Origin of the sequence: Haliscomenobacter sp. (genome assembly GCF_965225875.1) — a bacterium.
Taxonomy (GTDB): Bacteria; Bacteroidota; Bacteroidia; order Chitinophagales; family Saprospiraceae; genus Haliscomenobacter.
The window spans coordinates 2,897,637-2,919,747 of sequence record NZ_CBDDBS010000003.1 but is presented as its reverse complement, the minus strand read 5'-3'; the positions used below and the strand labels follow the sequence as shown (position 1 = coordinate 2,919,747).

Below are 22,111 nucleotides of genomic sequence, written 5' to 3'. Positions count from 1 at the left end.
TATAATTTTCTTCGCTTCACAAATGCCTCCACAGTACTCCTTCCACCTGTGTACTTGCTTCTAGGACAATTTTCATACCTATCCATTTCCTTCCCCGCCACAAAATTTGAATTAAAAAAAATTTCGCTACATTTGCTTAGACTCAATAGCTACATCACGGATGGAACCTACCCCGCTGAAGACCTTCATCATTTACGCCCACGAAGACCGCTCGACCGTCAACGCCATTCGCGGGCAGCTCAGAATTTTTGAAAAAAAGGAGGTTTTACAAATTTGGGACGACGGGGAAATCCTCGCCGGACAAGACTGGGACAAATCCATCAAACTAAAACTGGAAAGCGCCCAACTCATCCTGCTTTTCATCAGTGTGGATTTTCTCAATTCCGAATACATCGAAAAGACGGAACTACAAGCTGCCCTCCAGCGCCACCGTGAGGAGAAGGCCAAGCTCATCCCGATTATCGTTCGCAGATGCCCTTGGGAGGAATATTTTGAACTGGGGAAATTTCAGGCTTTGCCTCCCAATGCCAAACCCATCCTTTCGCACGATTTGCACTCTCTTGACGAGGCCTACTATGCGGTTGCGTTGGGCATCAAAGCAGCAGCAGACGAAATGCAGCAAAAAATAGCTGCCGCTGAAAAAGCCCGACAAGAAGAGTTGGAGCGCGAAACCCGGCAAAAAACAGAGGCCGAAAAGCAAAAACAAAAAAACGAGCGCCTAAAAAAACAGGACGAGATTGCCTGGAAAACAGCTCTGGCAGCCATCGAAAAAGTAGAAACCGAGCGGGGAAAAATGAATGCGCTCGAAGTGTATCTTGAAGAACCGCAGTACCAACTTCATAGGGAAGAAGCAGAGCAGCAGTTGGAAAAATTACATGCTGCCGAAACAGCGCGAAAAATTGAAGAAAAACATAGAGGCCTGCTACAAAATGAATTAGGAGGTAAAAAACGAGCTATAGAACCAACCGATCCAGAGCGCAAGGAGAAATTTAGAGCCCTCGTTACCGCGCTTAGTAAAAGCATAGATGAAAATGAAAAAACCCAGCCCGAAATGGTGCTCGTGCGCGGAGGCACCTTCCAAATGGTTAGTTATGATTATGAATACGACGATGAAAAAAACATCCACAGCGTAACGCTTACTGATTTTGAAATCGGAAAATACCCCGTGACCCAAAAACTTTGGCAGGAAATTATGGGGAATAACCCTTCCCATTTCCAAGGCTGTGAGGACTGCCCGGTGGAAAGCGTCAGTTGGGACGATGTGCAGGAATTTTTGGAAAAACTCAACAAAAAATACCCCGGCAAAAACTACCGCCTGCCTAGCGAGGCGGAATGGGAATATGCGGCCTGTGGTGGCCAGCAAAGCAAATGGTATTTCTATGCAGGCAGCAATGACATTGATGAGGTGGCTTGGTATGCTAAAAATTCGGGGAGAAAAACGCACCCGGTCGGTGGCAAGAAAGCCAACGAACTTGGTATTTACGATATGAGCGGTAATGTATCGGAGTGGTGTCAGGATGCTTGGCACAGTAATTATGGGGGCGCTCCTACGGACGGGAGTCCCTGGGACAGACAAGGAAAGGACGTTACTCGTGTGGTTCGCGGTGGAGCCTGGAACGACGGCGATGACAGGAGCCTGATGGTGTCGTATCGGGATGGCTACCTTCCGGACGCCCGCAACAACGGTTTTGGTTTCCGTTTGGCCCGGCACTAACCCTTCATCCCTTTTACCCTCTTGCCCTTTAGCTGGCGCTTTGGCAAGTAGGGCGCGTAGCGCCGAAATTTTAGGGAAGTGAAAACCTGTAAGCAACTGAAAAATCAGTGAGATAGGGCGTACAATTTTTTATTAATCTGTCGCCCCCTTTGAACTTCATTCGATTGTTAATCCTTTCAGCGTGATGCCATTGCCAATTTTGAATAACAACAACTTTTGCCCTTGAATCCTAGTGATAAAAGCCCTATTTTTACCTCAAAAGTTAGTTATGACCAAGTCAACCAGTGCTTACGATAGCCTCGCGGAATTTATGGCTATGTTAGATCCAGTTAAAGTGTTGGCTTTTCATGCTCCCGAAGCTTTACAAGATCGGGTAGAAGAGCTTTTGGAAAAAAAGCAGGAAGAAGGACTTGCTGATGCTGAACAAGAAGAGCTAGACCATTACCTCATTTATGAACACATCGTTCGTTTGGCCAAATCCAGAGCGAGGTTACACCTTTCTAAGGCGAGTGCATGAGCAAAAAAATTACGGCGAGAAGTAGTAATAAGAATCGCCCAAAACACCTTACGCCGCCGCATAATCCGTATACGGCCTCATCTCTGGCGAATGAAACGCCAACACAATATCTGATTTTGGTACCCCTTTAGCTTCGATATCCTCAATGATGTCGTAATCCGAGATGTTGCGTTGCAGCCAAATTTTACCGTCAATTATGTCGAAGTGAAAAATAACCGAAAAAAGCTGCTTTCCATTGCGCCATCCTGCATTTAATACTTGGTAATGATCATTTTGGGTATCTACCAATACTCGAACTTGTACATCATCAGGTGACTGTGGTTTTCTAGATCCATTATTCGTCGCGTATGCAGTTAGCACGTCCTGAAGAATTTGACGATATTTTAATACTTTATCCATTTGATGATTGTGTTCTGAAGTGAGTTAAAAATGATCAAACACGCATTTTCCTCTTTCAACCGCTTTTGAATAAATCTCCCCTGAAACATGTAGTGTCCAAAAGCACTTTCAGGAACTGCCAGGTAGACCTCTCTGTCGGGCTCCACATCTTCCAATGCACTTCGATAATCCAGGTATTGCCCCATCGCTTCGTGAAAGTCAGCCATGAAGGATTTATTTAAAAAGCTCTTCACTTCCACTGCAATTTTTTGCCCTTCTCGTTCTGCTGCAAAAACTTTTTCTGCGGCAAGATCAATCTCCAAATAACTTCCATCGATTGGTATCCGTAAGGGATCATCGGTGATGTTCCAACCCTCTTTTACTAAAGCCTCCCGTGCATTACTATGGAATTTGTCTCTAGCCATACCAAACATAAGTTGTCAACAAATGTAAAGCATTCTAACGCACAAAGTCAATCCAAGCATCCAATTATTTAACTGCTAGTTATGGCCTTTCCCAAAACCAATAGCCATATACTTTGTTTCATCCGAAAACACCTGCATATGCCATCCTCCATTACCCTTGAAAATTGGCCTACCATCCGTCAAAACTTCCGGCACGGTTTCGCCACCAACCTCCACGTTTCCATTGCCACCGCAGACGCTGAAGGGCAACCCAACGTTACACCCATCGGCTCCTTCTTCCTCAATCGGGATGATTTTTCGGGGTTTTACTTTGAAATTTTCACCCAAACGATCCCGCGCAATGCTGCGACCAACCCCAAAGTCTGCATCATGGCCGCGAATAGTGGAAGGTGGTACTGGCTGAAAAGTATGTTGTTTGGTCAATTCAAAACTCCTCCGATGACCAAAATTTACGGCACGATTGGGGAGCGTCGTGCACCCACCCCAGCCGAAATAGAGCGGGGAAATCGCCGACTAGGTCGAATGAAAGCACTGCCGGGCGGGAAAAAATTGTTTGGCAACATGGACTTTGTGCGGGAGGTACATTTTCATGCTTTTGATCTGGCGAAGGTGCCGATGTGAGGGGGCAAAATAAATCCTCATAATCGGTAATTTGTAAGCTATGGCACATGACGACCAGCGGCAGAGCCGCCCAAACGTCGATAGCAATCTAGGCCGTGCAAGGTTTTAAGGTGCAGAGCACCGGAACACAAGGCAATAGTTGCGGTACTACGTACCTTGAAATCCATCTTCGTTCCTTGGGCTACAGACGTTTTGCGGCTCTGCCGCTGGTCGGTCATGTTTAAGATCACCGGTTTGCTTGATAAGAAACTCGCCTCAAGACTATCAAACCAAAAAAGGCCAGATGGATTCCTCCACCTGGCCTTTTTTATTTCTAAACCCTTGCGTCAATTACGCCCGAGCGTGTTTCCAGGAATACAGGTAAACCGAACCAAAACCGATCGTCATCATCACGTGGTAAACGATGAAGATGGTTTCACCCCAGTAAGCCGACCACAGTACCGCAGTACCGAAGTACAGGGCCATGAAGCCTTCCAAGTATGTGCCCCAGGTCAGGTTTTTCTTCAAGTACTTGTTGTTGGAGAACTGGTCTTTGCCGTCTTTGATGTTGAACTTCGGTGTACGTACGAAAGGAGATTTTTTACCTCTCCAGCCTTCGATTACGGCAATGGTGTTGTGCAAGGACAGACCCATCGACATAGCCAGGAACAGCGGGAAGTGCGTAATGAAACGGAAAACCGCTTTCACCACTGGCAAATGCCGCGCCTTGGATTGTACGTTGGCGATGTAGTACATCAAAGTGATGCTCAACATACCCAGCAGGTATACTGTAAAGAAGTCTTTGTCAAAGCCGTGGCGTTTCGCCAAAACGTTCACCAGGTACAAGAGTGGAACACTGGACATGGCCATCACGAATACAAACACGAAAACCGTACTTGCCAACAAGTGCAAGGTAGAATTCAATTTTTGCATCAGGCTCATGTTGGAATTCCAAACGATTGGCAACATTTTACGAGCAGTTTCAGCACCCCCTTTCATCCAGCGGAACTGTTGCGCCTTGAGGGCGTTCATGTCGGCTGGCAATTCGGAAGGTACAGACACATCTTCCAGGAACTTGATTTTGTAGCCCTTCAACTGAGAACGAATGCTCAGGTCGAGGTCTTCAGTCAGTGTATCAGCTTCCCAGCCACCAGCATCTTCGATGGTTTTGCGGCGCCACAAACCGGCAGTACCGTTGAACTGCAAGAAGTGTTTGCCTTCCATACGACCTACTTGCTCAACCGTAAAGTGTACGTTGAGTTGCAGCGCCTGCAGGCGGGTGATCAGCGAATAATCTTCGTTGATGTGCTCCCAGCGGGTTTGTACCACGCCTACTTTAGGATCCTGGAAGTGTGGAACAGTCTTTTTCAGGAAGTCGGGACGAGGCAGGAAGTCGGCGTCAAAAATGGCCATGAATTCACCTTTAGCGAATTCCATACCATCCTTCAAAGCACCAGCTTTGTAACCTTTGCGCTCTTTCCGGCGAATTTGTTCGATGTTGACCCCCTGAGCCTGATGGTAGGCTACTCTGGCACGAACCAGCTCCTGGGTTTCATCGGTAGAGTCATCCAATACGTGAATTTCGAAACGATCACGTGGATAATCCATTTGTACCATGTTGTCAATCAAGCGCTCTACTACGTATTGTTCGTTGTAAAGTGGCAATTGGATGGTGACAAAAGGGTAGGTTTTTTCGTACTCTTCAGTACTCATCAGGCTGTAATCAGCGTTTGCTACGCCCAGGTTTTGTGCGGAAGTGATGCTTTTTCCCCCAACGACAGCGGCAGCAGCGACTACAGCTTCGGCCTGAGCCGTCGCCGCAAATCTTGCTTTAAACTCCTCTTTTTTACGGCGCCAGTCAAAGCGCTTGTAGTAGTAGAGAAGATTGAATTGTGACAAGCAGTAAGCGGTCACGTAGGTCAGGGACAAGGTGTACACCCCCAAAAAAAAGAAGGCAAGTGCGGACATCATATTGGTTATGTGCGTTTTTCTCTTTTAACAGGTTTCTTAGCATGTGTTGAAAAACGATGCAATTTATATCGTTTTTCACTAGTTTAGAACGATTTAGGGAGGCAAAGTAACGCCTTTTTTAGAAATATTTTTTTTTATAATTTATGCAAACGTTTGTGGGGCATCAATTGTCGCACAATGCCTGAAAACCTTATGATTGGATTTGTCCAAAACACAGAATCTAATTTCGTTTTTTTGCTGTTGGGGCTCAAAGATGTTTGAAAATGGTATAAAGTATCTTGTACCCGGCCAAGACGGTTCCTTTGATGGTTCCTGATACTTTAGACACTCCAACTCGCTTGCGGTAACGCACGGCAACTTCCGTACAGCGCAATTTTTGCTTCGCTGCCTTGATTTGCATCTCCACAGTCCAGCCATAATTGCGATCGACCATGTTCAAGGCCAACAAACTTTTCCAACGAATGGCCCTGAATGGCCCCAAATCGGTAAAATGATAATTGTACAAATACCGGATGAGGAAAGTGGCCAGCCAGTTGCCAAATACTTGTTGCGGGGTGAGCGAACCCTTTTCAGCTTTGCCGGATGACAAGCGGGAGCCGATCACCATGTCAATTCCTTCGTTCAGAATCGGGCCTACGACTAAAGGCAACTCTTCCGGATAATCTGAATAATCACCATCCAAAAAAACGAGAATGTCGGGGTGTTCCGCGAGCGGCTTCTGTTGAATGTATTCCATACCCTTCAAACAGGCATTGCCATAACCTTTATTGGGCTGATGCACCACGGTGGCTCCGGCTGCCTGCGCCACCTGAGCGGTATTGTCCGTACTCCCATTGTTGCACACAATGACCTCCTGTACCCAATCCTTCGGGATTTCGGAGAGGACCAAACCAATGGATTTTTCTTCGTTAAAAACGGGGATGATGACGTGGATGATGGGAGTGTGCAAAAGTATGGGTGATTTTGGTTAGGGTAGCAAAGGTAAAAAATTCAGGCATGATCTAGAGTCCTCCTGCCAACCCACAAGAAAGGGTGTGGGTGTGAAGGTTTGAAAATGTGGGGTTGGCCTTCCACCAGCCCAAGAGATACCGCCAACCCACGGATTTATCCGTGGGAGGCTACACATACAACCCCAGCCCACGAATTTATTCGTGGGAAAGAATCGCAAGCGCCGCATCCTCCCCCGACCGAATCGCCCCCTCAATATACCCATTCCACACCGTCGCCGTCTCCGTCCCCGCCCAATGAATATGCCCACAAGGCTCCGCCAGCGCATTTCCATAACCCACCCAGGCACCCGGGCTACGCAGGCCCACGTAACAGCCGCCGCTCCATTCCTCGGCCGCCCAACTGTGATCCAGGTATTGCTCAACCTTGGCGGCAGCGGGCCCAAAACAATGCACCAACCCTGCCAGGATAATTTTTCCCCTTTCTTCCATGCTTAAATTCAATAATGGCCGAGCCCGATTGGCCAGACAAAAAGCCATCAAAACCCCTTTGCTGCCATCAGCGGGGGAGTTGTCAAAAGTTGTTTGAAAAGGCAAATTGGGGTCGGCCACGATTTGCCCACTATACCCAAGCTCTCGCCACCAGGGGCGATCATATATGGCGTAACACTTGATCACAGTGCCCATCGGCATCCGTTGGGTGAGTTGCACGCGGGTAGGAGGGAGGCTGGGGCGGTAATCGATTTTTGCCGTCAGGGTAGGGGGGATGGCCACGATTATTTTTTTGGCCCTGATTTGGCCACCATCATATTGTATCAGCACACCCGACTCATCCTGCGCAATTTGTCGCACGGGAGCATTGAAGCGGATTCGATCCCGGAATTGATCGGCTAATCGCTCAGCAGGCAATTGCGCTCCACCTTGGATGCGGTCTTGTTGTGCACCCTGATCGATGCTGAGCAAGGCGTTCAAACTGCCACCAGAGTGAATGTAAAAAAGGGCATTGAGCAGGGAAATTTCTGCGCTGGAAGTGGCATAAACCGTTTCCATTCCCGCATCAATAACTGCCCGGGCATTGCTGAATTTGACTTCCCGATCCAAAAAAGTAGCCAGTGTTTGACTGTCCCACTTTTCGGCTTGATCAGCCAGCCATGGTGTTTCCAGATCCACTTGTTTGGCTAATTTTTCCAGCTTTTTTAAAGTGAAATCAATATTGAGCAGGGAGGGGAGGTCTATTTTAGGAATTAAACCCCGGTAGGTTTTGACCTTTTTGCGCAGCGATATGATGTTTTTACCCTGATTGTAAGTGCCAAAAGTGTCAATGCCCAACTCCTGGCAAAGGGCGTATATTTTGTCCTGAGTCGGTCCAATCCACTGGCCGCCCAGGTCAACATAGAAGTCCTCGCTTATTTGTTGGGTATAAACCCGACCACCGACCCGGTCTCGGGCCTCCAGTACAATGACCTCTTTGCCTGCTGCAATCAGGTGTCGGGCCGCAGTTAAGCCCGCATAACCAGCACCAACAACGACTATTTCGCAGGAATCCATATAGTGATGAGTGATAAATGATGAATAATGCAGTGCCAATGCCGCTTTGGCAAAATTCATCATTTATCATTCATCACTCATCATTAAGTCCTTATTTTTTTAAAAGCGGTTTAGCAATTCTGGTTCCCTCCACATCAAACATCAGCCAATAAATCCCAGCCGGCAACTGATTGAGGGTAATACGTTCCTGACCCGACTGGCGTTGGCCCAGATTTTGGGAACGCAACACTTGCCCAATGCTGTTAACCACGCTTACCCGAACCAGTCTACTTTGATCAAGATTGAAGGAAACGTTGACCTCATCCTGGGCAGGATTGGGGAAAACGTTGAATCGGTAGGCCAAGGCATCCTGTTCAGTCGTGGAAGTTGTACCTACCTGGATGGTTTGCACCCTGGTATCGGTACATCCCAGTGCGTTGGTGACGCTGAGCGAGACTTGATAAGAGCCTGCGGCGGTGTAAGAGGTGCTGGGATTGGCTTCGGTGCTAGACAGGCCATTTCCGAAATTCCACAAGAATTGGGTCGCACCCGTAGATTGATTTTGAAAATTCAAGGCAGTATTGGTCTTCGGAGCACTAGAGGGCAATGCAAACTGCGCTTGAGGTTTTGCCGTTACATCGATAAACACTGGCGTCCGGCCACAAGGGTAACCATATTCTATTTCCCAGTTGAAAAAATAGGGATAATCCTCTGGATCAGCCACATTATTCGCGTACTTGATGGCCATCACATCGGTAATGGCAATAGGGTAGGAGGCTGTTGCTTTGACAATCGACAGCTCACCTCCGCGAGTCAATTCCAGCACCTGATCGGTTCCCGGGGTGACTTTGAAATTAAGGGGAACTTTTTGTTCGCCTGCTTTACTCACCCGATAGCTGATGGTTTGTACACCTCCGGTAGAATTGCGCAAAGTGAAAAAACGCAAACCCGTACGGTTTGGATAAATGGTAACCGATTTAAGGATAAAATCGTAATAGGCGTCAAAAACCAGGCCTCCAACGGAATCGTTGTAAACAACATCTCCGCCGGTTTGATCCAAACGGCCAGTGGATTTATTGAAAGTCAGTTCAGCAAAGAGTACAGTATCTTTGTTGAGCGCCCCGGTTTTAAAGGTATTGCCAGTGGCCAGTGCCGTACCGCCACTGCTTTGATTGAACCAACGTACGGAACCTTCTCCAGTATAATCACTGCTCAGTGAAACTTCATTACCTGCACAGATATTGGCAGTAGAAGCCTCAGCGTTGGGCAACTGTGGCAAACCGGTTACATTGATGTAGGTTTTGATCTGGTTATTCAACGCCCGGGCATCGGCAAAACCATTGGGATTGCGTAGGTCTACTTCAACGATATAGCGGCCGAGTGGAGCATTGAAAGGAGGAACCAGGTAGGTAGCCAGTTTTCCTGGAGCCACTTTTCCAGTCCACTTGTGCTGGATTAATGCACTACTCTGGCCATCTCGGCGAATGATGATGTCCATACTCCGCAAGGTATCCGCTCCACTGTTTTCAAAGCTTACTTCGATGTATGCCTGCCGGTCACAACCGTATATGCGTGGATTGGCCTGCACATGGATTACATCGTTGCTTGCTCGGATAGGTGGAGTTGGCTGAAATCCTTGACTGATCAACCAGTTGTAGGCAGCCCCAAGATCGATAAGGCCACGGCCGTAATCATTGTCTTCACCAGCAGGGCCCAAGTCTTTGGCCGAATTGTACAAAGCCAGTCCAAGCTGTTTTCCACTTAAGGTAGGAAAGGCTTCTTTGAGCAACAAAATCCCTCCTGAAACATACGGCGCAGAAAAAGAAGTCCCATCAACAGTAGAATAACCGCCTTCTAAAGTGGCGGTTCGTACACGTTCTCCTGGGGCAACGACTTCAGGCTTGATCAAAAAACTGCCATCGCGACCACATACAGTAGGCCCCCGGGAAGAAAAATCAGAAATAGGGTAATTGGTCGTATTGCCGTTAATAGACCCAATCGACATGGGCACAACCAGATCGAGGTTTAAGCCTCCAGGTAAATTGACCGTAGAAGGGTCAGGCCCTTTATTGCCTGCAGCAAAAACGACTGCGATCCCGGCTGCATCCAAGGATTGCACCACGGTGCGAAATGCACTCCGGCATTCATCGGCATTATTGCTGTTTCCCCAGGAATTGTTGACCACATCAGGGATGTCGCTGGAAGTAAGGGTATTACCATCTGGGTTGAGCGCCCACTGTAGTACTTCAATAGTACTGGTGGAGATTCCCTCTAGCGGGCAAATTTCATTGGTCGTTGGATTTCGAAAAGCCGCAGGCCCACCCATCCATAAGGCATTGAAGGCCGCCCCCACAGTATCACGCGTCAAACGATCCAAACCTACCGCCACCGCTGCAACAGCTGTACCGTGCTCTCCACATAGATCACCTAGGATAGAACTGCGGTAAGTGGCGCTTTGAGCGCCATAATTGTAGGCAAACTGGGTACGCAGGGCCGGGTGGTTGTACTCTTGACCAGAGTCCACAATCAGTATTTTGCGCCCATAACCGGTATAACCCAAACGCCACAATGCGCGGGCATTGATGGCGTTCAAACCCGGTTCAACGCCTCCCGGGCTCAGCGGTGGTGGAGCTGGTGCAGAACGATAACTTTCGATGGCCATTTCCGGGAAAGGCTCAATCCAGTCTACTTCTGGGTGTTTGCTCAATTCTGCAATGAAGGCTGCACTTGCTTTTAGTTCGATGATGTTGGCGATCCAGTAGGTTTTGACCGAGTTCTTTTCTACTCCTTTTGCTGCCTGCATCCAGTCTACCAAGCGGGGTTGCGTAGCTGCTGCATTGCTTTGCAAGGTATTGATGAGGGCCGCAACCTGCTGATCACGGGAGCTAGAACTGCGCAACTCTCCCTGTTGCCAACGGGAAAGGTCTACCTGGCTTTTTAGGCTGACCAGGATATGGAATTGATGATCAGGCTTATTGACTAAGTCTTCATACAATGCGGTCGCTACATTGGCTGCATTATAGTTTTGCGCTTGGAGATCATGCTGTGCAGCGGAAAAAAACAAGGCAATGCAAAACAGGACTTTGATTGTAGATCGTTGTAAGTACATCAAACACATGCTCACTTGTTTTTAAGATTATGATGGGGGCTTAAATTTGGTGCATCAATTATAGGTATAAACACGGGAATAGCCAAAACCACCATTCTGGAGAAACGAATTTTTTGTCTGAAGAAGTACAAAACTTATTTAACCAGATTGATCAGGGTTCGGTAGTCATCAAAAGGCGCATCTTCCCTTTTTAACTCCAAAAAGGCCAATAAATCGTCCTCGGCATAATGCTGCTCCAAATGGGCAATGGTGGCTGCGCAGCGAATTTCTACTTCCCCACGTCGGATTTGTGCCAAACGCCATTGCAAAGTAGTCTCCATCTTTTGCAGAATACGATTTCGCACCTCAATTGGATTTGCATCGGGGCTGACGGGGGTGATGTCTTTGAAAGCAGAGCGGTCCCGGGCAATCAGCCGCCCATTCTCCATGATGAAATAAGCTGTATGAACCTGTTCTGTACTCAGTGGTAACAAATGGGCATACAAGGCAAGTTGCAAATCTTCTTCGTTTTTGATCATCAATTCACGCCGTAAGCCACCACGCCACTTTAAATCCAGTACAGTTTGCTCCAAATTACGCGCCAAAACCAGGTCGGCACGGGCATTTAAACGAATGCTGGCAAATTCTCCTTCGAGTGGTAATTCCGTAGCCGCAACCTTCCACTCATTGTTTTGCAACAAATTTACCAGGCTCCAGGCAGCAAATTTAAGGCGTTTTAAAAAACGTTTACGCTCTGCTTCTTTGCCATACATGAGCAAAACAGCGCCTTCCCGGTGCAAGAGCCGCTCCGCTTCCCGATCGATCCATTGATCTACTTGAGATTTGCTCCAGTTACTTAACTCGGGGATGAGTAAAAGGTTTTGGAAAAAACGATGCGCCAGATTTCCTTGCAGGGTATTGTCTTTTACAATGCTGAGGATGGAAGATTTACGCAGACGGATATGGTGCCGGAACAACCATTGATAAGGGTAGTACAGGAGACTTTCCAAACTGGTAAATGTTTCTTCAGCCCTTTCTACCAGTTTTTCTGGATGGTTCAATCTCAGAAATGCTGCTGGTTTGCCCAAGCGCCGGAAAGGAATGTTTACTTTTTCAGGCAGGTCAAAATACCTGGCCAGCAGTTGATTGTCTTCTGTACAAGTGATAGGGTGTAAATGGCCAAAGCAAGCTTCCAGGTCACTCAACAGGGGATGAGGAAGCATAGCCTCACCTTCCGCAATTTCGGGAATAACCAAAATCAATCGATGCTTGCACATCCAAACGGGGTGACGGCGTTGAAAGCCCAACAAGGCATTTTGATCTGAAGGGCTGCTCAGTTGAATGTTGAGTCCAGCCAGCCATTCCCGCTCTGGATCGTACCAACGCGAGAAGAAATAATCGGGTTCGTTTTGGGTGAAATTCCACCAAATCAAATCCCGGACCGGAGCCGTCAAGGCATTGGGCTGGTGTACATAGGGAAAGCGCCCTACTTCCTGCAAACTCATTTGCATGGGTGCAGGTTCGTATACGGTGCGCACGATGCGCTCCAATTCCAGACGGGTCAACTCATTTTCGGGCAGGGTTTGCAACAAATCAACGATCTGCTTTGCCTGTTCCGCCAGGGTGAGCAGAGAAGGGTTATTGCTTTTTTGCTCCAGGGTGCGGGTAGCCCAAATGTGCAGGTAAAGGAAAATTTCTTCCACCTCACTTTTAGGGACTACTCCAGCGATATCGTAACGCCTGCGTTCAAACCAAAAACGGTATTGTTGGCGAATTTCACGAATGTCTAGGCTCGTTTCTTTGGCTGCTCTTTCTTCCAGCTCACTGAAATATTGACCCAGCATAGCTTGCCAGGATTCTCCCAGAATTCCCGGGGTTTGCGCCATTTGTTGGGCAATGCGGTTCGCCAGTTCCGTTTCCAGGGGTTTAAGGGGCAGGGAAACGAACTCCATTATTTTAAAGGGATCAACCGGCGTCCACAAAAAATTGGGGATCAATTTGAGGGCTTGCAAGGTCGGGCGAGCCAGCGAAGCGGGTTGAATGCCCAAACTGGGCAAACCTTCGTGAATGAAGGCTTCATCCAGTGTACGGGATTTATCCGGGATCAGGAAACAGGGACGAAACCTGGGGTTGCGACGCATTAGGGCCGCCAGATAACCTCCTAAATCGGTGTCTCTTTTACCCCGCAACAACAGCAACGTGCCATCTTTGGCCAGCTCTTGAGTGGTGCTTTTGCCTGCTAAAAAAGCCTGAAAGCGACCCAAGTCGGTATCTGACTGGGGTTGATGCTGAGGAATAGGGTAATTGAGTTCTACCCCATGATGTTGCAAAGCCTTAAAAAGGCGTTGCCAGTGCACTGGGAGTAGGGCAGCTGGTTCAACAAAATTGATGCGTTGGATTGGCGCAGATCGCTTTTTGATTTTTTGTTCCAGCACGATGAAACGGTCGGCAAAGCCAGCAGGAAGATTTTGTTCGCTGCTCTCTAGGGCCTTTTCAACCTGTGCAATGCTATACAGTCGTGATGGAGTAGAGGCAGTTGTGGCAAAATCCCAACCCGCCAACAACAATTCATCCCTACGACTGAGCAGATTGGCGGCAGTCGCAAATTGATCGGCAGCAAAAGAACGGGAAAAAAAAGCGCTTGAATCTTCTTCTAGGTGTTGGCGAATTGCCTGACGATATTGCTCAATACGCAGGTGTTCATTGTTGTTTTTGTGCCCTGCCAGTCCATAAAAAAATTCCAACCATTGCAATAAGCCATTTGGCCCTAACCACAACGTGCCACCTTGGGAATGATCAGGTAGGGGCCAGGATGGATTGTCTAGGGCAATACCAAAAATGAGGTTCATCCGATGAAAATTGATTAGCCACCGCCAGAAGCAACTTGCAGTTCGCCCATTTGTTTGTCCCAGTACCGCTTTTGGTCTTTCACTTCGTTGTCATCGCAGTAATCAGTGAGGGTAAGGATGGTTTCTCCGGTGACGGGCGCTTCGGTGATTCTAAATTCTAATTTTTCATTGTCTTCGTGCAGACCCTCCCAACGCAGACTAAAAACTTCATCTTCCAGGTCCTCCACCACCGTCGCTTCGTCGGTAGAATCCCCCCAATAGAAGGTATAGACTTCACCATCGATTTCCACGTTGTCACAAAACCAGCGGATGAGACAAGAAGGAGTAGTCAGAAATTGATACAAAATCTGCGGTGAAGCTCGGAAAATGTATTCTTGTTTAAGTTGGGTTCTTTTCATACAGGCAATAAAAATCAATGATTTCGACGGCAAAAGAAAGCAATTATTTACTGTCTTCTACTGATCGCACAATAAAAAGTAAAAAAATGGAAATTCCAAATGCTCAAACTTTTTTCAATAGAAATAGATTTATGCATAAACTTATGCCCAGTTACTTGACAGTAACGAGGAATTCCAATATTTTTGTGGGCGATTGTAAAAAGAGGGAACCAATGTGGCCTAAAAAACGCATTCACACCCATTCAATTTTCAATGCCTTAATCCCATTGTGCATCCTTACCCAAACACGTAATTCCTTGAACTAGTTGTTACCCGATGATTTTTCATCGTCTAATCAACTTGAAGCCATGTTGAACTACTAGGCTTTCAACTACCCTGTGAAAAGAATTGTTCCTTAATACTAAATAAAGATTGTGCATGAGACAACTTAAGATCACGAAGTCGATCACGAACCGGGAAAGCCAGTCTCTGGAGAAGTACCTGCAGGAAATTGGGAAAGTGGATTTGTTGACGCCAGAGGAAGAAGTGGAGCTAGCCAAGAGGATCAAACAAGGCGATCAAGCAGCGTTGGAAAAGTTGACGAAAGCCAATCTTCGATTCGTAGTATCTGTTGCCAAGCAATATCAAAACCAAGGCTTATCCTTGAGTGACCTCATCAACGAAGGCAACCTGGGCCTCATCAAAGCTGCCCAACGCTTTGACGAAACCCGAGGGTTTAAATTCATCTCCTATGCGGTGTGGTGGATTCGTCAATCTATTTTGCAAGCATTGGCTGAACAATCACGGATCGTGCGCTTGCCTTTAAATAAGGTAGGTTCTCTCAACAAGATCAATAAAGCTTTTTCTGAATTGGAGCAAGAATACGAGCGTGAGCCTTCTCCTGAGGAATTGGCTGAAATGCTTGAAATCCCTACAGAGGAAGTAGAAACCACATTGGGTGTAGCTGCACGCCACGTCTCCATGGACGCTCCGTTTGTGGAAGGGGAAGACAACTCCCTGCTCGACGTGCTCGAAAACAACACTACACCTAATACTGACGCCGGCTTGGATTACAACGAGTCCTTGCGCCGTGAAATTGAGCGCTCATTGAGCACCCTCACAGATCGTCAATGTGATGTGATCAAACTATACTTTGGTATTGGTGTGGAGCACCCCATGTCCCTAGAAGACATCGGTGAAAAATTTGGTTTGACTCGTGAGCGGGTTCGCCAAATCAAAGACAAGGCCATCAATAAACTTCGCTCTGCAAACCGTAGCAAGTTGTTGAAGAACTATTTGGGAGGCTAAAAAGTGAAAAGTGAAAAGTGAAAAGCTGGTACACCATCTGGGTTTCACCGTTTGGTATATTTTTTTCACTTTTCACTTTTCACTTATTCCGTGTAATCCTCCTCTTCCTCCCCATCTTCACTCAGAATTTCCAGGGGGCGATTGATGCTTTCCTGAAGGGAGATGAAGGTCTCGGTGCGTTGGATACCGGGAATGTTTTGAATCTTATCGTGCAATACCTCCTTGAGATGGGTGGTGTCTTTGCAAAAAACCCGGGCAAAAATATTGTACAAACCAGTAGTGTAGTGTGCTTCCACTACCTCCGGGATTTTTTCCAATTCTTTGGCTACATCTTCGTACAAAGAACTTTTATCCAGATAAATACCCAAATATGCTGAAATGTCGTAGCCCAATTTGCCATGATCGACAGTGAGGCTATGCCCTTTTACAATTCCTACATCTTCGAGCTTTTTCATACGTACGTGAATGGTGCCACCCGATACGAACAGTTTTTTCGCTATTTCCGTATAAGCTATTTTGGCATCACGCATGAGGATCGATAAAATTTTCTTGTCCAATCGATCAATTTCAATTCCTTTTTTCATGCAGGTGCAAATGATTTCAAACAATTCAACAAATGTCCTTAATTTTTTGAATGTTTTCAAAAAAAAGCCAATTTTAATGCACGAAATTTTCAAAATTTGATTTAAAATGGATTATTGGAAAAACAACTCGCGGTAGATTCTAAACAAAAAAATAATCGTTCTGTTTTCAACATAAATGTGCGTAATTTGTCCTTACTTTAGTTTGTTTTAATTTTTTCACTCGAACCTGTTTTGAATTGGCTATGTCGACACGCCCAAATGATTTCAGAAATAAAGTGCAGATTTGGTTGCCACTGATCATCGCAGTGTCAATGGCGTTGGGTATTGTGATTGGGATGCGCCTGCCCCAAGCCGCTCCAGCGGTCAAAATCAGCAAAAGTGGCGCCGTTCATGATTATCGCCTTCGGGAAGGTAAGATCGAAGAGCTCCTCCGCTACATCGAAGCCAAATATGTGGACAAGGTAGACCGGGACAAACTGGTGGACGAAGCCATTGAAAAGCTTATGTCCCAACTCGATCCACATTCCTCCTATATTCCCGCTTCGGAATTAGAAGAAGTCAACGAACAGTTGGACGGTAAATTTAACGGGATAGGGGTAGAATTTTTGATAGTGAAGGATACCGCAGTTGTTGTTAGTCCCATGTCGGGAGGGCCTTCTGAAGTGGCAGGCATTTTACCCGGGGATAAAATCATCAAGGTCGGAGACTCGGTGATTGTTGGTGAAAAACTGTCCAACCAAAGGATCGTCAGTTTTTTGCGGGGGGAAAAAGGCAGCAAAGTGCAACTCTCAGTGCTGCGCCCGGGGAGTAAAAAGCTGCATCAGTATTGGATTACCCGGGACCAAATACCCGTTAAAAGTATAGACGCGGCCTACATGATTGGCGAGCGGGTGGGGTACATCCGGGTCAATCGCTTTACAGCACAGACCGATAAAGAGTTTTTGGAATCCATGCGGATTTTGTCGGAGCAAGGCCACATGAAAGACCTGGTACTCGACCTACGTGGCAACCCCGGGGGCTACATGCAAATGGCGACCAACATGTTGAGCCAACTGTTTCCCAACAAAGGCAACTTGCTGGTTTACACCCAAGGCCGAGCTTCCCACCGTGCTGAGTTTAATTCGAACGGTCGCGTTTTTTACCCCATTGATAAAATTGCCGTGTTGATTGACGAAGGAAGTGCATCCGCCAGCGAGATTGTTGCTGGTGCGATACAAGACAACGACCGTGGCATCATCGTTGGCCGTCGTTCTTTTGGCAAGGGCTTGGTGCAGGAGCAATATCAACTGAGCGATGGATCGGCATTGCGCCTGACCATTGCTAGGTATTTTACCCCCTCAGGGCGTTCCATTCAAAAGGCTTACGACCATGGCTCCGAAGAATACGATCGCGATTTAGAAGAGCGCTTTAGCAACGGTGAATTGCTTTCGGCAAACAAGATCAACATTAAGGATTCCACCAAATATTTCACCACCAAAGGCCGGGTTGTTTTTGGCGGTGGTGGCATCATTCCGGATGTGTTTGTTCCTTTGGATACCATTCAGATCGACGACTTTTTCCTGGATGCCCGGCAAATGATCCCTGCTTTTGTTGTCAAATATTTGGACAAACCCAAACGGGAGCAATTGTCCAAAATGGGATTGAAAGCCTTTCAGAAAAAATTTGACCTCAGTGAACAGACCCTCAATGAATTCAAGGCCTACGCTACCCAGAATGGTTTGCGTGGCAGTGCCAGGGAATGGAATACGACCCAAAAAGAAATTGCACGCTTTCTCAAGGCGCGCATCGCCAAACATCTTTTCGACGATAAAGGATTTTTCACCGTATTGAACCAAAATGATCCTACGGTACAAGCAGCAATAAAATCACTTCATTCCGCCGAATTTTCCAAATAGGAGATTTTTCCAATCTTAAGCAACCCTTCTTTGCGTAATACTGTACAGGGGATGTAAGCCTGTTAAGGCATCACAAAATTACTTTACCACTTTTTCCACATGTCACTGTTCCATAGCAGTGCCCATTCCCATTTTATGCATTTAACCTAATCATGATTATGAAAAACATTTACTCCCGAATTTTATCCCTTTTGGCCTTGACAGGTTTGCTCTTTAGCAGTACCTATGCCCAAACAACGCTTACCCTCAAAGCGAGCAAGGACAACACCTTGTACAGTGAGGGAAGTAAAAGTAATGGTACCGGAAGCTACTTATTCGTAGGTAAAACGGAGGCCACCGTTAATGGAATCCGCCGTGCGCTGATTCAGTTTGATCTGTCTGAAATACCCTCCAATGCAACGATTACCGATGTGAAGTTACAACTTACAGGATCGAAACAGGCAGCCGCCGATATAGAAGCGCACCGAGTTACAACTACCTGGGGCGAGGGTAGTTCCAAAGCTACAGGCGAAGAAGGGGGCGGGGCAGCCCCCAGTACCAATGATGCTACCTGGACCCACAGTACCTTCAATTCTGCAACCTGGACTACACCAGGAGGAGATTTTTCAGCTACAACCAGTGCAAGCGCAAACGTAACTTCAGGATCAGTATCTACTTGGACAGGTGTTGAAATGGTCAAAGATGTACAAGACTGGGTATCGAAAAAAGCCAGCAATTTTGGCTGGCTTTTGAAAGGAGATGAAAGCACTAATGGTACTGCTGTTCGCCTCAACTCCCGTCAAAGTGGAACGGGTACACCATCTTTAGTGGTTACTTACACTACTCCTGTGGTAAAAGTGGATACATTCTTGTATGAAGCTAACCTGACTGGGCGTAATGAAGGGAACCCCGTGGCTACCTTGGCCAGCGGCAAGGTGTTGGCAACTTTGATCGGAGATACCCTTACAGTTAGTGGCAGCTTTTCAGGATTGACGGACAGTGTGGCCACCAATGTATCGGGAGGTGCGCATATTCATTTGGGTTATGCTGGCCAAAATGGAGGCATCCAGGTTATTCTGGTTATGACTCCTGGTGCAAATCCCTTCTCTGGAAGTTTTGAGCCCCAAAAAAATAAATTCAAACTTACCGCGAACCAGCTTACGGCTTTAAACAACCGCCAACTCTACGCCAATGTCCATTCGAAGAGATACCCTTCTGGTGAAATTCGGGGACAGTTGTTAAAAAAATCCGATGTTTATTATGGAGCTAACCTATTTGGTAGTTATGAAAACCCGGTCGTAATGACCCAGGCGAGTGGCGCAATCGCCGTCGAGTTGAGCGGTACTCAAATGGTTGTCACTGGATCGTTCAACCGACTGGAAGGAGATTTTGCAGCAGATGTATCGGGGGGGGCGCACATCCACCTGGGGTATGCAGGTCAAAACGGAGGCATTCAAATTCCCCTGAAAGCGACTGCCAATGCAGACCTTAAAGGAGGGGTATTTGAAGCTGCCAATAACACCATTACACTGACTGCAGACCAAATTACTGCCTTGAATAGCCGTCGCTGGTACGCCAATGTGCATAGTGCCAAAGCACGTTCTGGTGAAATCCGGGGTCAAATCGTCAATGCTACTACTCGGGCCGTATTCCGCGCCCACCTTTCAGGTAGCAATGAATCACCAGCGATCAATACATTGGCTACAGGTATGGTCATTGTAGAAGTGGTGGATACTGGTAACGTGATCGTTTCCGGCTCCTACGCTGGACTGGAGAGTGACCTGGCTGCAAACGTTAGAGGAGGTGCACACATCCATCGTGGTTTGGCAGGTGAAAATGGCAGCATCCTGACCGAAGTTACCCTCACCCCCACCGATTTGCGCTCAGGTGCCCTAAATGCCAGCTTAAATGCCTTGAAAATCCCAAGTGCGGAAGTACAACGCCTCTTTAATCGCGGCTGTTATTTCAACGTTCACTCCGCGACATTTGGTGGAGGAGAGATCCGTGGCCAATTGTTGCCAGAAAAGCCGGTCAATTTCAGTGCGTATTTGTCCAGCATTTTTGAAGTACCTGAAGCTGTCTCCAGAGGACTTGGAGCAGTTAAAGCTGAATTGCTGGGCACTGAATTAGTGATTTCCGGTACTTTCAGAGGCTTGAGTAGTGCAGTGGCAACGGATGTTGCTGGTGGTTCACACGTACACCTGGGCTACGCTGGAGCAACTGGGGGCATTCAATTTAACCTAAAACCGACCATTGATGCCAATGGCCTCGGGGGACGCTACGAAGCAAAAGACAATACCTTTACCCTGACTGCTGATCAGGTTACCCAACTGAAAAATCGCCAGTTGTATGTGAACATCCACACCGCTACCCAGCGTTCCGGAGAATTGCGTAGCCAATTGCTGCCTGAAGCAACCATGTACCTGGTCGCTCCGCTCTCCGGCGCTAGCGAACAACCTGCAGTGAATACCACTGCCACAGGGATGGGTATCCTTGAAATCGCCGGAACCAACGGTACTTTCACCGGAGCTTTTGGTGGTTTAAGTGCTGATTTCGCAGCGGATGTAGCGGGTGGAGCACACATTCACCGTGGGCTGGCAGGTTCAAATGGCTCGATTGCCAGAGCTTTAAAGGCTACACCTGCTGCTGATAACCGTTCCGGTTTTTTTGCAGCAGCCGACAATAGTGCTACCATGACTGCCGGATTTATTGATTCCTTGCGCAAACGTTTGAACTATGCCAACATCCATACTGCTGCTTTCCGCGGGGGCGAAATTCGGGGCCAGATTTTACCATTGGCTACTTCATACTTTACTGCCACACTTTTGGGTGCAAATGAAGTTCAAGCCGTGGCCTCTGCTGGTGCTGGTGCCTTAAAATTTGAATTATCGGGTACCACCCTGACCGTAACTGGCCGTTTTGCAGGTTTAACAGCTGCTTATGCTGCCGGAGTTGGATCACATATCCATACCAATACTGCTGGTAGGAATGGTGGAGTGATCATCCCACTCAAACCAACCCTCGATGCCGATAACCTGGGGGGCAGTTATTTCGCCGCCGACAACCAATATATTTTGACTGCTGATCAAGTGACGGCTTTGTACGACAATGGACTGTATGCCAATGTCCACAGCGATTTTTCACGCAGTGGTGAGCTTAGAGGGCAAATTTTGCCCGAAATCAATCGTTTCCCTCAGGCAGGCAGCATCACTTCTCCGCCCAATGGAGGAACTTTGACTTTGGAAGGCAAGTCATCCACTTTGTTGGAGCCCAAATGGTCAGCAGGTACAGACAAAAACAAACTGGCCTATACCTGGGAACTGGCAGCTGATCCACTTTTTGCGCTGGTTGTTTTCCGTCGCAATGTAGCGGATGCGCTTTCCATTACCCTGACTTACGGTGCTGTAGATACTTTGTTGACTACGGCTGGAATCCCCTTGGGTGGGTCCATCACCGTTTACCATCGGGTTAGAACTTCGGATGGTAGTTTGACTACTGCCAGTGCGATTGCTTCGGTTACACTTACCAGAGGTACCGTAACAGGCACTCGCGATTTGACTCCCGGCCTAAGTGAAATGACAGTATTCCCCACCATGGTTGATGATCAAGTGAGTGTACGCATCCGCGCCGAAGAAGCCATTAAAGGCTCCCTTTGGATCAGCGATGCGCTGGGCCGCAAAATGGCCGAACGCCAGGTGAGCTTCCCAGGGCAGAGTGTCAATTTTGAAAGCTTTGCAGTGGGACAATTGCCAGCGGGCACTTACTTCTTGAGCATACTGAATGATGGAAAAATTGCTACCCGACGCTTTATAGTGAGATAGGGGAAGTAAGTTTTTTTTAGCCACGAAGGCACTAAGATGCTGAGCGATTGATGAAGTCAATGCTTGGTATTTTGGTGCCTTTGTGGTTTTATAGCAATAAATCTTTGCCCCCACCCACATCCCATTCCCCA

15 protein-coding genes are annotated in these 22,111 nt (G+C 47.4%); 6 read left to right on the top strand and 9 right to left on the bottom strand.

All coding sequences use genetic code 11. The features are described from left to right. The first annotated feature begins 160 nt into the window (after positions 1-160). Positions 161-1,714 (top strand): SUMF1/EgtB/PvdO family nonheme iron enzyme, encoded by a 1,554-nt coding sequence (locus tag ACO08K_RS31620; protein WP_421800503.1) that lies wholly within the window; start codon positions 161-163, stop codon positions 1,712-1,714. A gap of 268 nt (positions 1,715-1,982) precedes the next feature. Then, positions 1,983-2,231 carry a hypothetical protein gene (locus tag ACO08K_RS31615; RefSeq protein WP_421800502.1) on the top strand — a complete coding sequence of 83 codons (249 nt, stop codon included), beginning with the start codon at positions 1,983-1,985 and terminating at the stop codon, positions 2,229-2,231. Between the two features lie 48 nt (positions 2,232-2,279). Here the strand turns inward: ACO08K_RS31615 and ACO08K_RS31610 are convergent, their stop codons facing one another. Both ACO08K_RS31610 and ACO08K_RS31605 read right to left on the bottom strand, forming a co-directional pair. Beyond that, entirely contained in the window at positions 2,280-2,630 is a 351-nt protein-coding gene (locus ACO08K_RS31610) for a XisI protein (RefSeq protein WP_421800501.1), read from the bottom strand. Continuing rightward, complete coding sequence (locus ACO08K_RS31605) at positions 2,615-3,034, bottom strand: element excision factor XisH family protein (RefSeq protein ID WP_421800500.1); 420 nt, start codon at positions 3,032-3,034, stop codon at positions 2,615-2,617. The genes ACO08K_RS31610 and ACO08K_RS31605 overlap by 16 nt, the downstream gene beginning before the upstream one ends. Positions 3,035-3,172: 138 nt before the next feature. Between ACO08K_RS31605 and ACO08K_RS31600 the strand changes: the two genes are divergently transcribed. Further along, on the top strand, positions 3,173-3,655 hold the full coding sequence (locus ACO08K_RS31600) for a pyridoxamine 5'-phosphate oxidase family protein (RefSeq protein ID WP_421800499.1): 483 nt from the start codon (positions 3,173-3,175) through the stop codon (positions 3,653-3,655). A gap of 330 nt (positions 3,656-3,985) precedes the next feature. On the opposite strand, the gene ACO08K_RS31595 is transcribed toward ACO08K_RS31600, so the two are convergent. From ACO08K_RS31595 to ACO08K_RS31570, 6 genes are all read right to left on the bottom strand, one after another. Next, positions 3,986-5,605, bottom strand: coding sequence for a cellulose synthase family protein (locus ACO08K_RS31595; RefSeq protein WP_421800498.1), 1,620 nt, complete (start codon positions 5,603-5,605; stop codon positions 3,986-3,988). A gap of 247 nt (positions 5,606-5,852) precedes the next feature. After that, positions 5,853-6,554 (bottom strand): glycosyltransferase family 2 protein, encoded by a 702-nt coding sequence (locus ACO08K_RS31590; RefSeq protein WP_421800497.1) that lies wholly within the window; start codon positions 6,552-6,554, stop codon positions 5,853-5,855. A gap of 196 nt (positions 6,555-6,750) precedes the next feature. Further along, complete coding sequence (locus ACO08K_RS31585; RefSeq protein ID WP_421800496.1) at positions 6,751-8,100, bottom strand: flavin monoamine oxidase family protein; 1,350 nt, start codon at positions 8,098-8,100, stop codon at positions 6,751-6,753. 91 nt (positions 8,101-8,191) lie between these two features. Next, positions 8,192-11,197: a S8 family serine peptidase gene (locus ACO08K_RS31580; RefSeq protein ID WP_421800495.1), complete on the bottom strand. Its 3,006-nt coding sequence runs from the start codon at positions 11,195-11,197 to the stop codon at positions 8,192-8,194. Between the two features lie 125 nt (positions 11,198-11,322). Continuing rightward, on the bottom strand, positions 11,323-14,016 hold the full coding sequence (locus ACO08K_RS31575) for a PD-(D/E)XK nuclease family protein (RefSeq protein WP_421800494.1): 2,694 nt from the start codon (positions 14,014-14,016) through the stop codon (positions 11,323-11,325). 14 nt (positions 14,017-14,030) lie between these two features. Further along, complete coding sequence (locus ACO08K_RS31570) at positions 14,031-14,414, bottom strand: START-like domain-containing protein (protein WP_320029051.1); 384 nt, start codon at positions 14,412-14,414, stop codon at positions 14,031-14,033. Positions 14,415-14,831: 417 nt separating this feature from the next. On the opposite strand from ACO08K_RS31570, the gene ACO08K_RS31565 reads away from it, so the two are divergent. Beyond that, on the top strand, positions 14,832-15,701 hold the full coding sequence (locus ACO08K_RS31565) for a sigma-70 family RNA polymerase sigma factor (protein ID WP_421800493.1): 870 nt from the start codon (positions 14,832-14,834) through the stop codon (positions 15,699-15,701). Positions 15,702-15,784: 83 nt separating this feature from the next. Here the strand turns inward: ACO08K_RS31565 and ACO08K_RS31560 are convergent, their stop codons facing one another. Then, complete coding sequence (locus tag ACO08K_RS31560) at positions 15,785-16,285, bottom strand: Lrp/AsnC ligand binding domain-containing protein (RefSeq protein ID WP_421800492.1); 501 nt, start codon at positions 16,283-16,285, stop codon at positions 15,785-15,787. A gap of 287 nt (positions 16,286-16,572) precedes the next feature. Here ACO08K_RS31560 and ACO08K_RS31555 point away from each other — a divergent pair, with 287 nt between their 5' ends. Both ACO08K_RS31555 and ACO08K_RS31550 read left to right on the top strand, forming a co-directional pair. Next, positions 16,573-18,180, top strand: a complete 1,608-nt coding sequence (locus ACO08K_RS31555) for a S41 family peptidase (RefSeq protein WP_421800491.1) — start codon at positions 16,573-16,575, stop codon at positions 18,178-18,180. A 158-nt stretch (positions 18,181-18,338) separates the two neighbouring features. Further along, on the top strand, positions 18,339-21,980 hold the full coding sequence (locus ACO08K_RS31550; RefSeq protein ID WP_421800490.1) for a CHRD domain-containing protein: 3,642 nt from the start codon (positions 18,339-18,341) through the stop codon (positions 21,978-21,980). The last annotated feature ends 131 nt before the right edge of the window (positions 21,981-22,111 follow it).

Excerpts from the sequence above, each read along its gene's own strand:
- ACO08K_RS31600 (WP_421800499.1), top strand. The coding sequence starts at position 3,173 with ATGCCATCCTCCATTACCCTTGAAAATTGGCCTACCATCCGTCAAAAC.
- ACO08K_RS31615 (WP_421800502.1), top strand. The coding sequence starts at position 1,983 with ATGACCAAGTCAACCAGTGCTTACGATAGCCTCGCGGAATTTATGGCT.
- ACO08K_RS31580 (WP_421800495.1), bottom strand. The coding sequence starts at position 11,197 with ATGTGTTTGATGTACTTACAACGATCTACAATCAAAGTCCTGTTTTGC.
- ACO08K_RS31550 (WP_421800490.1), top strand. The coding sequence starts at position 18,339 with ATGAAAAACATTTACTCCCGAATTTTATCCCTTTTGGCCTTGACAGGT.
- ACO08K_RS31605 (WP_421800500.1), bottom strand. The coding sequence starts at position 3,034 with ATGGCTAGAGACAAATTCCATAGTAATGCACGGGAGGCTTTAGTAAAA.
- ACO08K_RS31565 (WP_421800493.1), top strand. The coding sequence starts at position 14,832 with ATGAGACAACTTAAGATCACGAAGTCGATCACGAACCGGGAAAGCCAG.
- ACO08K_RS31585 (WP_421800496.1), bottom strand. The coding sequence starts at position 8,100 with ATGGATTCCTGCGAAATAGTCGTTGTTGGTGCTGGTTATGCGGGCTTA.
- ACO08K_RS31570 (WP_320029051.1), bottom strand. The coding sequence starts at position 14,414 with ATGAAAAGAACCCAACTTAAACAAGAATACATTTTCCGAGCTTCACCG.
- ACO08K_RS31575 (WP_421800494.1), bottom strand. The coding sequence starts at position 14,016 with ATGAACCTCATTTTTGGTATTGCCCTAGACAATCCATCCTGGCCCCTA.
- ACO08K_RS31620 (WP_421800503.1), top strand. The coding sequence starts at position 161 with ATGGAACCTACCCCGCTGAAGACCTTCATCATTTACGCCCACGAAGAC.
- ACO08K_RS31610 (WP_421800501.1), bottom strand. The coding sequence starts at position 2,630 with ATGGATAAAGTATTAAAATATCGTCAAATTCTTCAGGACGTGCTAACT.
- ACO08K_RS31595 (WP_421800498.1), bottom strand. The coding sequence starts at position 5,605 with ATGATGTCCGCACTTGCCTTCTTTTTTTTGGGGGTGTACACCTTGTCC.
- ACO08K_RS31560 (WP_421800492.1), bottom strand. The coding sequence starts at position 16,285 with ATGAAAAAAGGAATTGAAATTGATCGATTGGACAAGAAAATTTTATCG.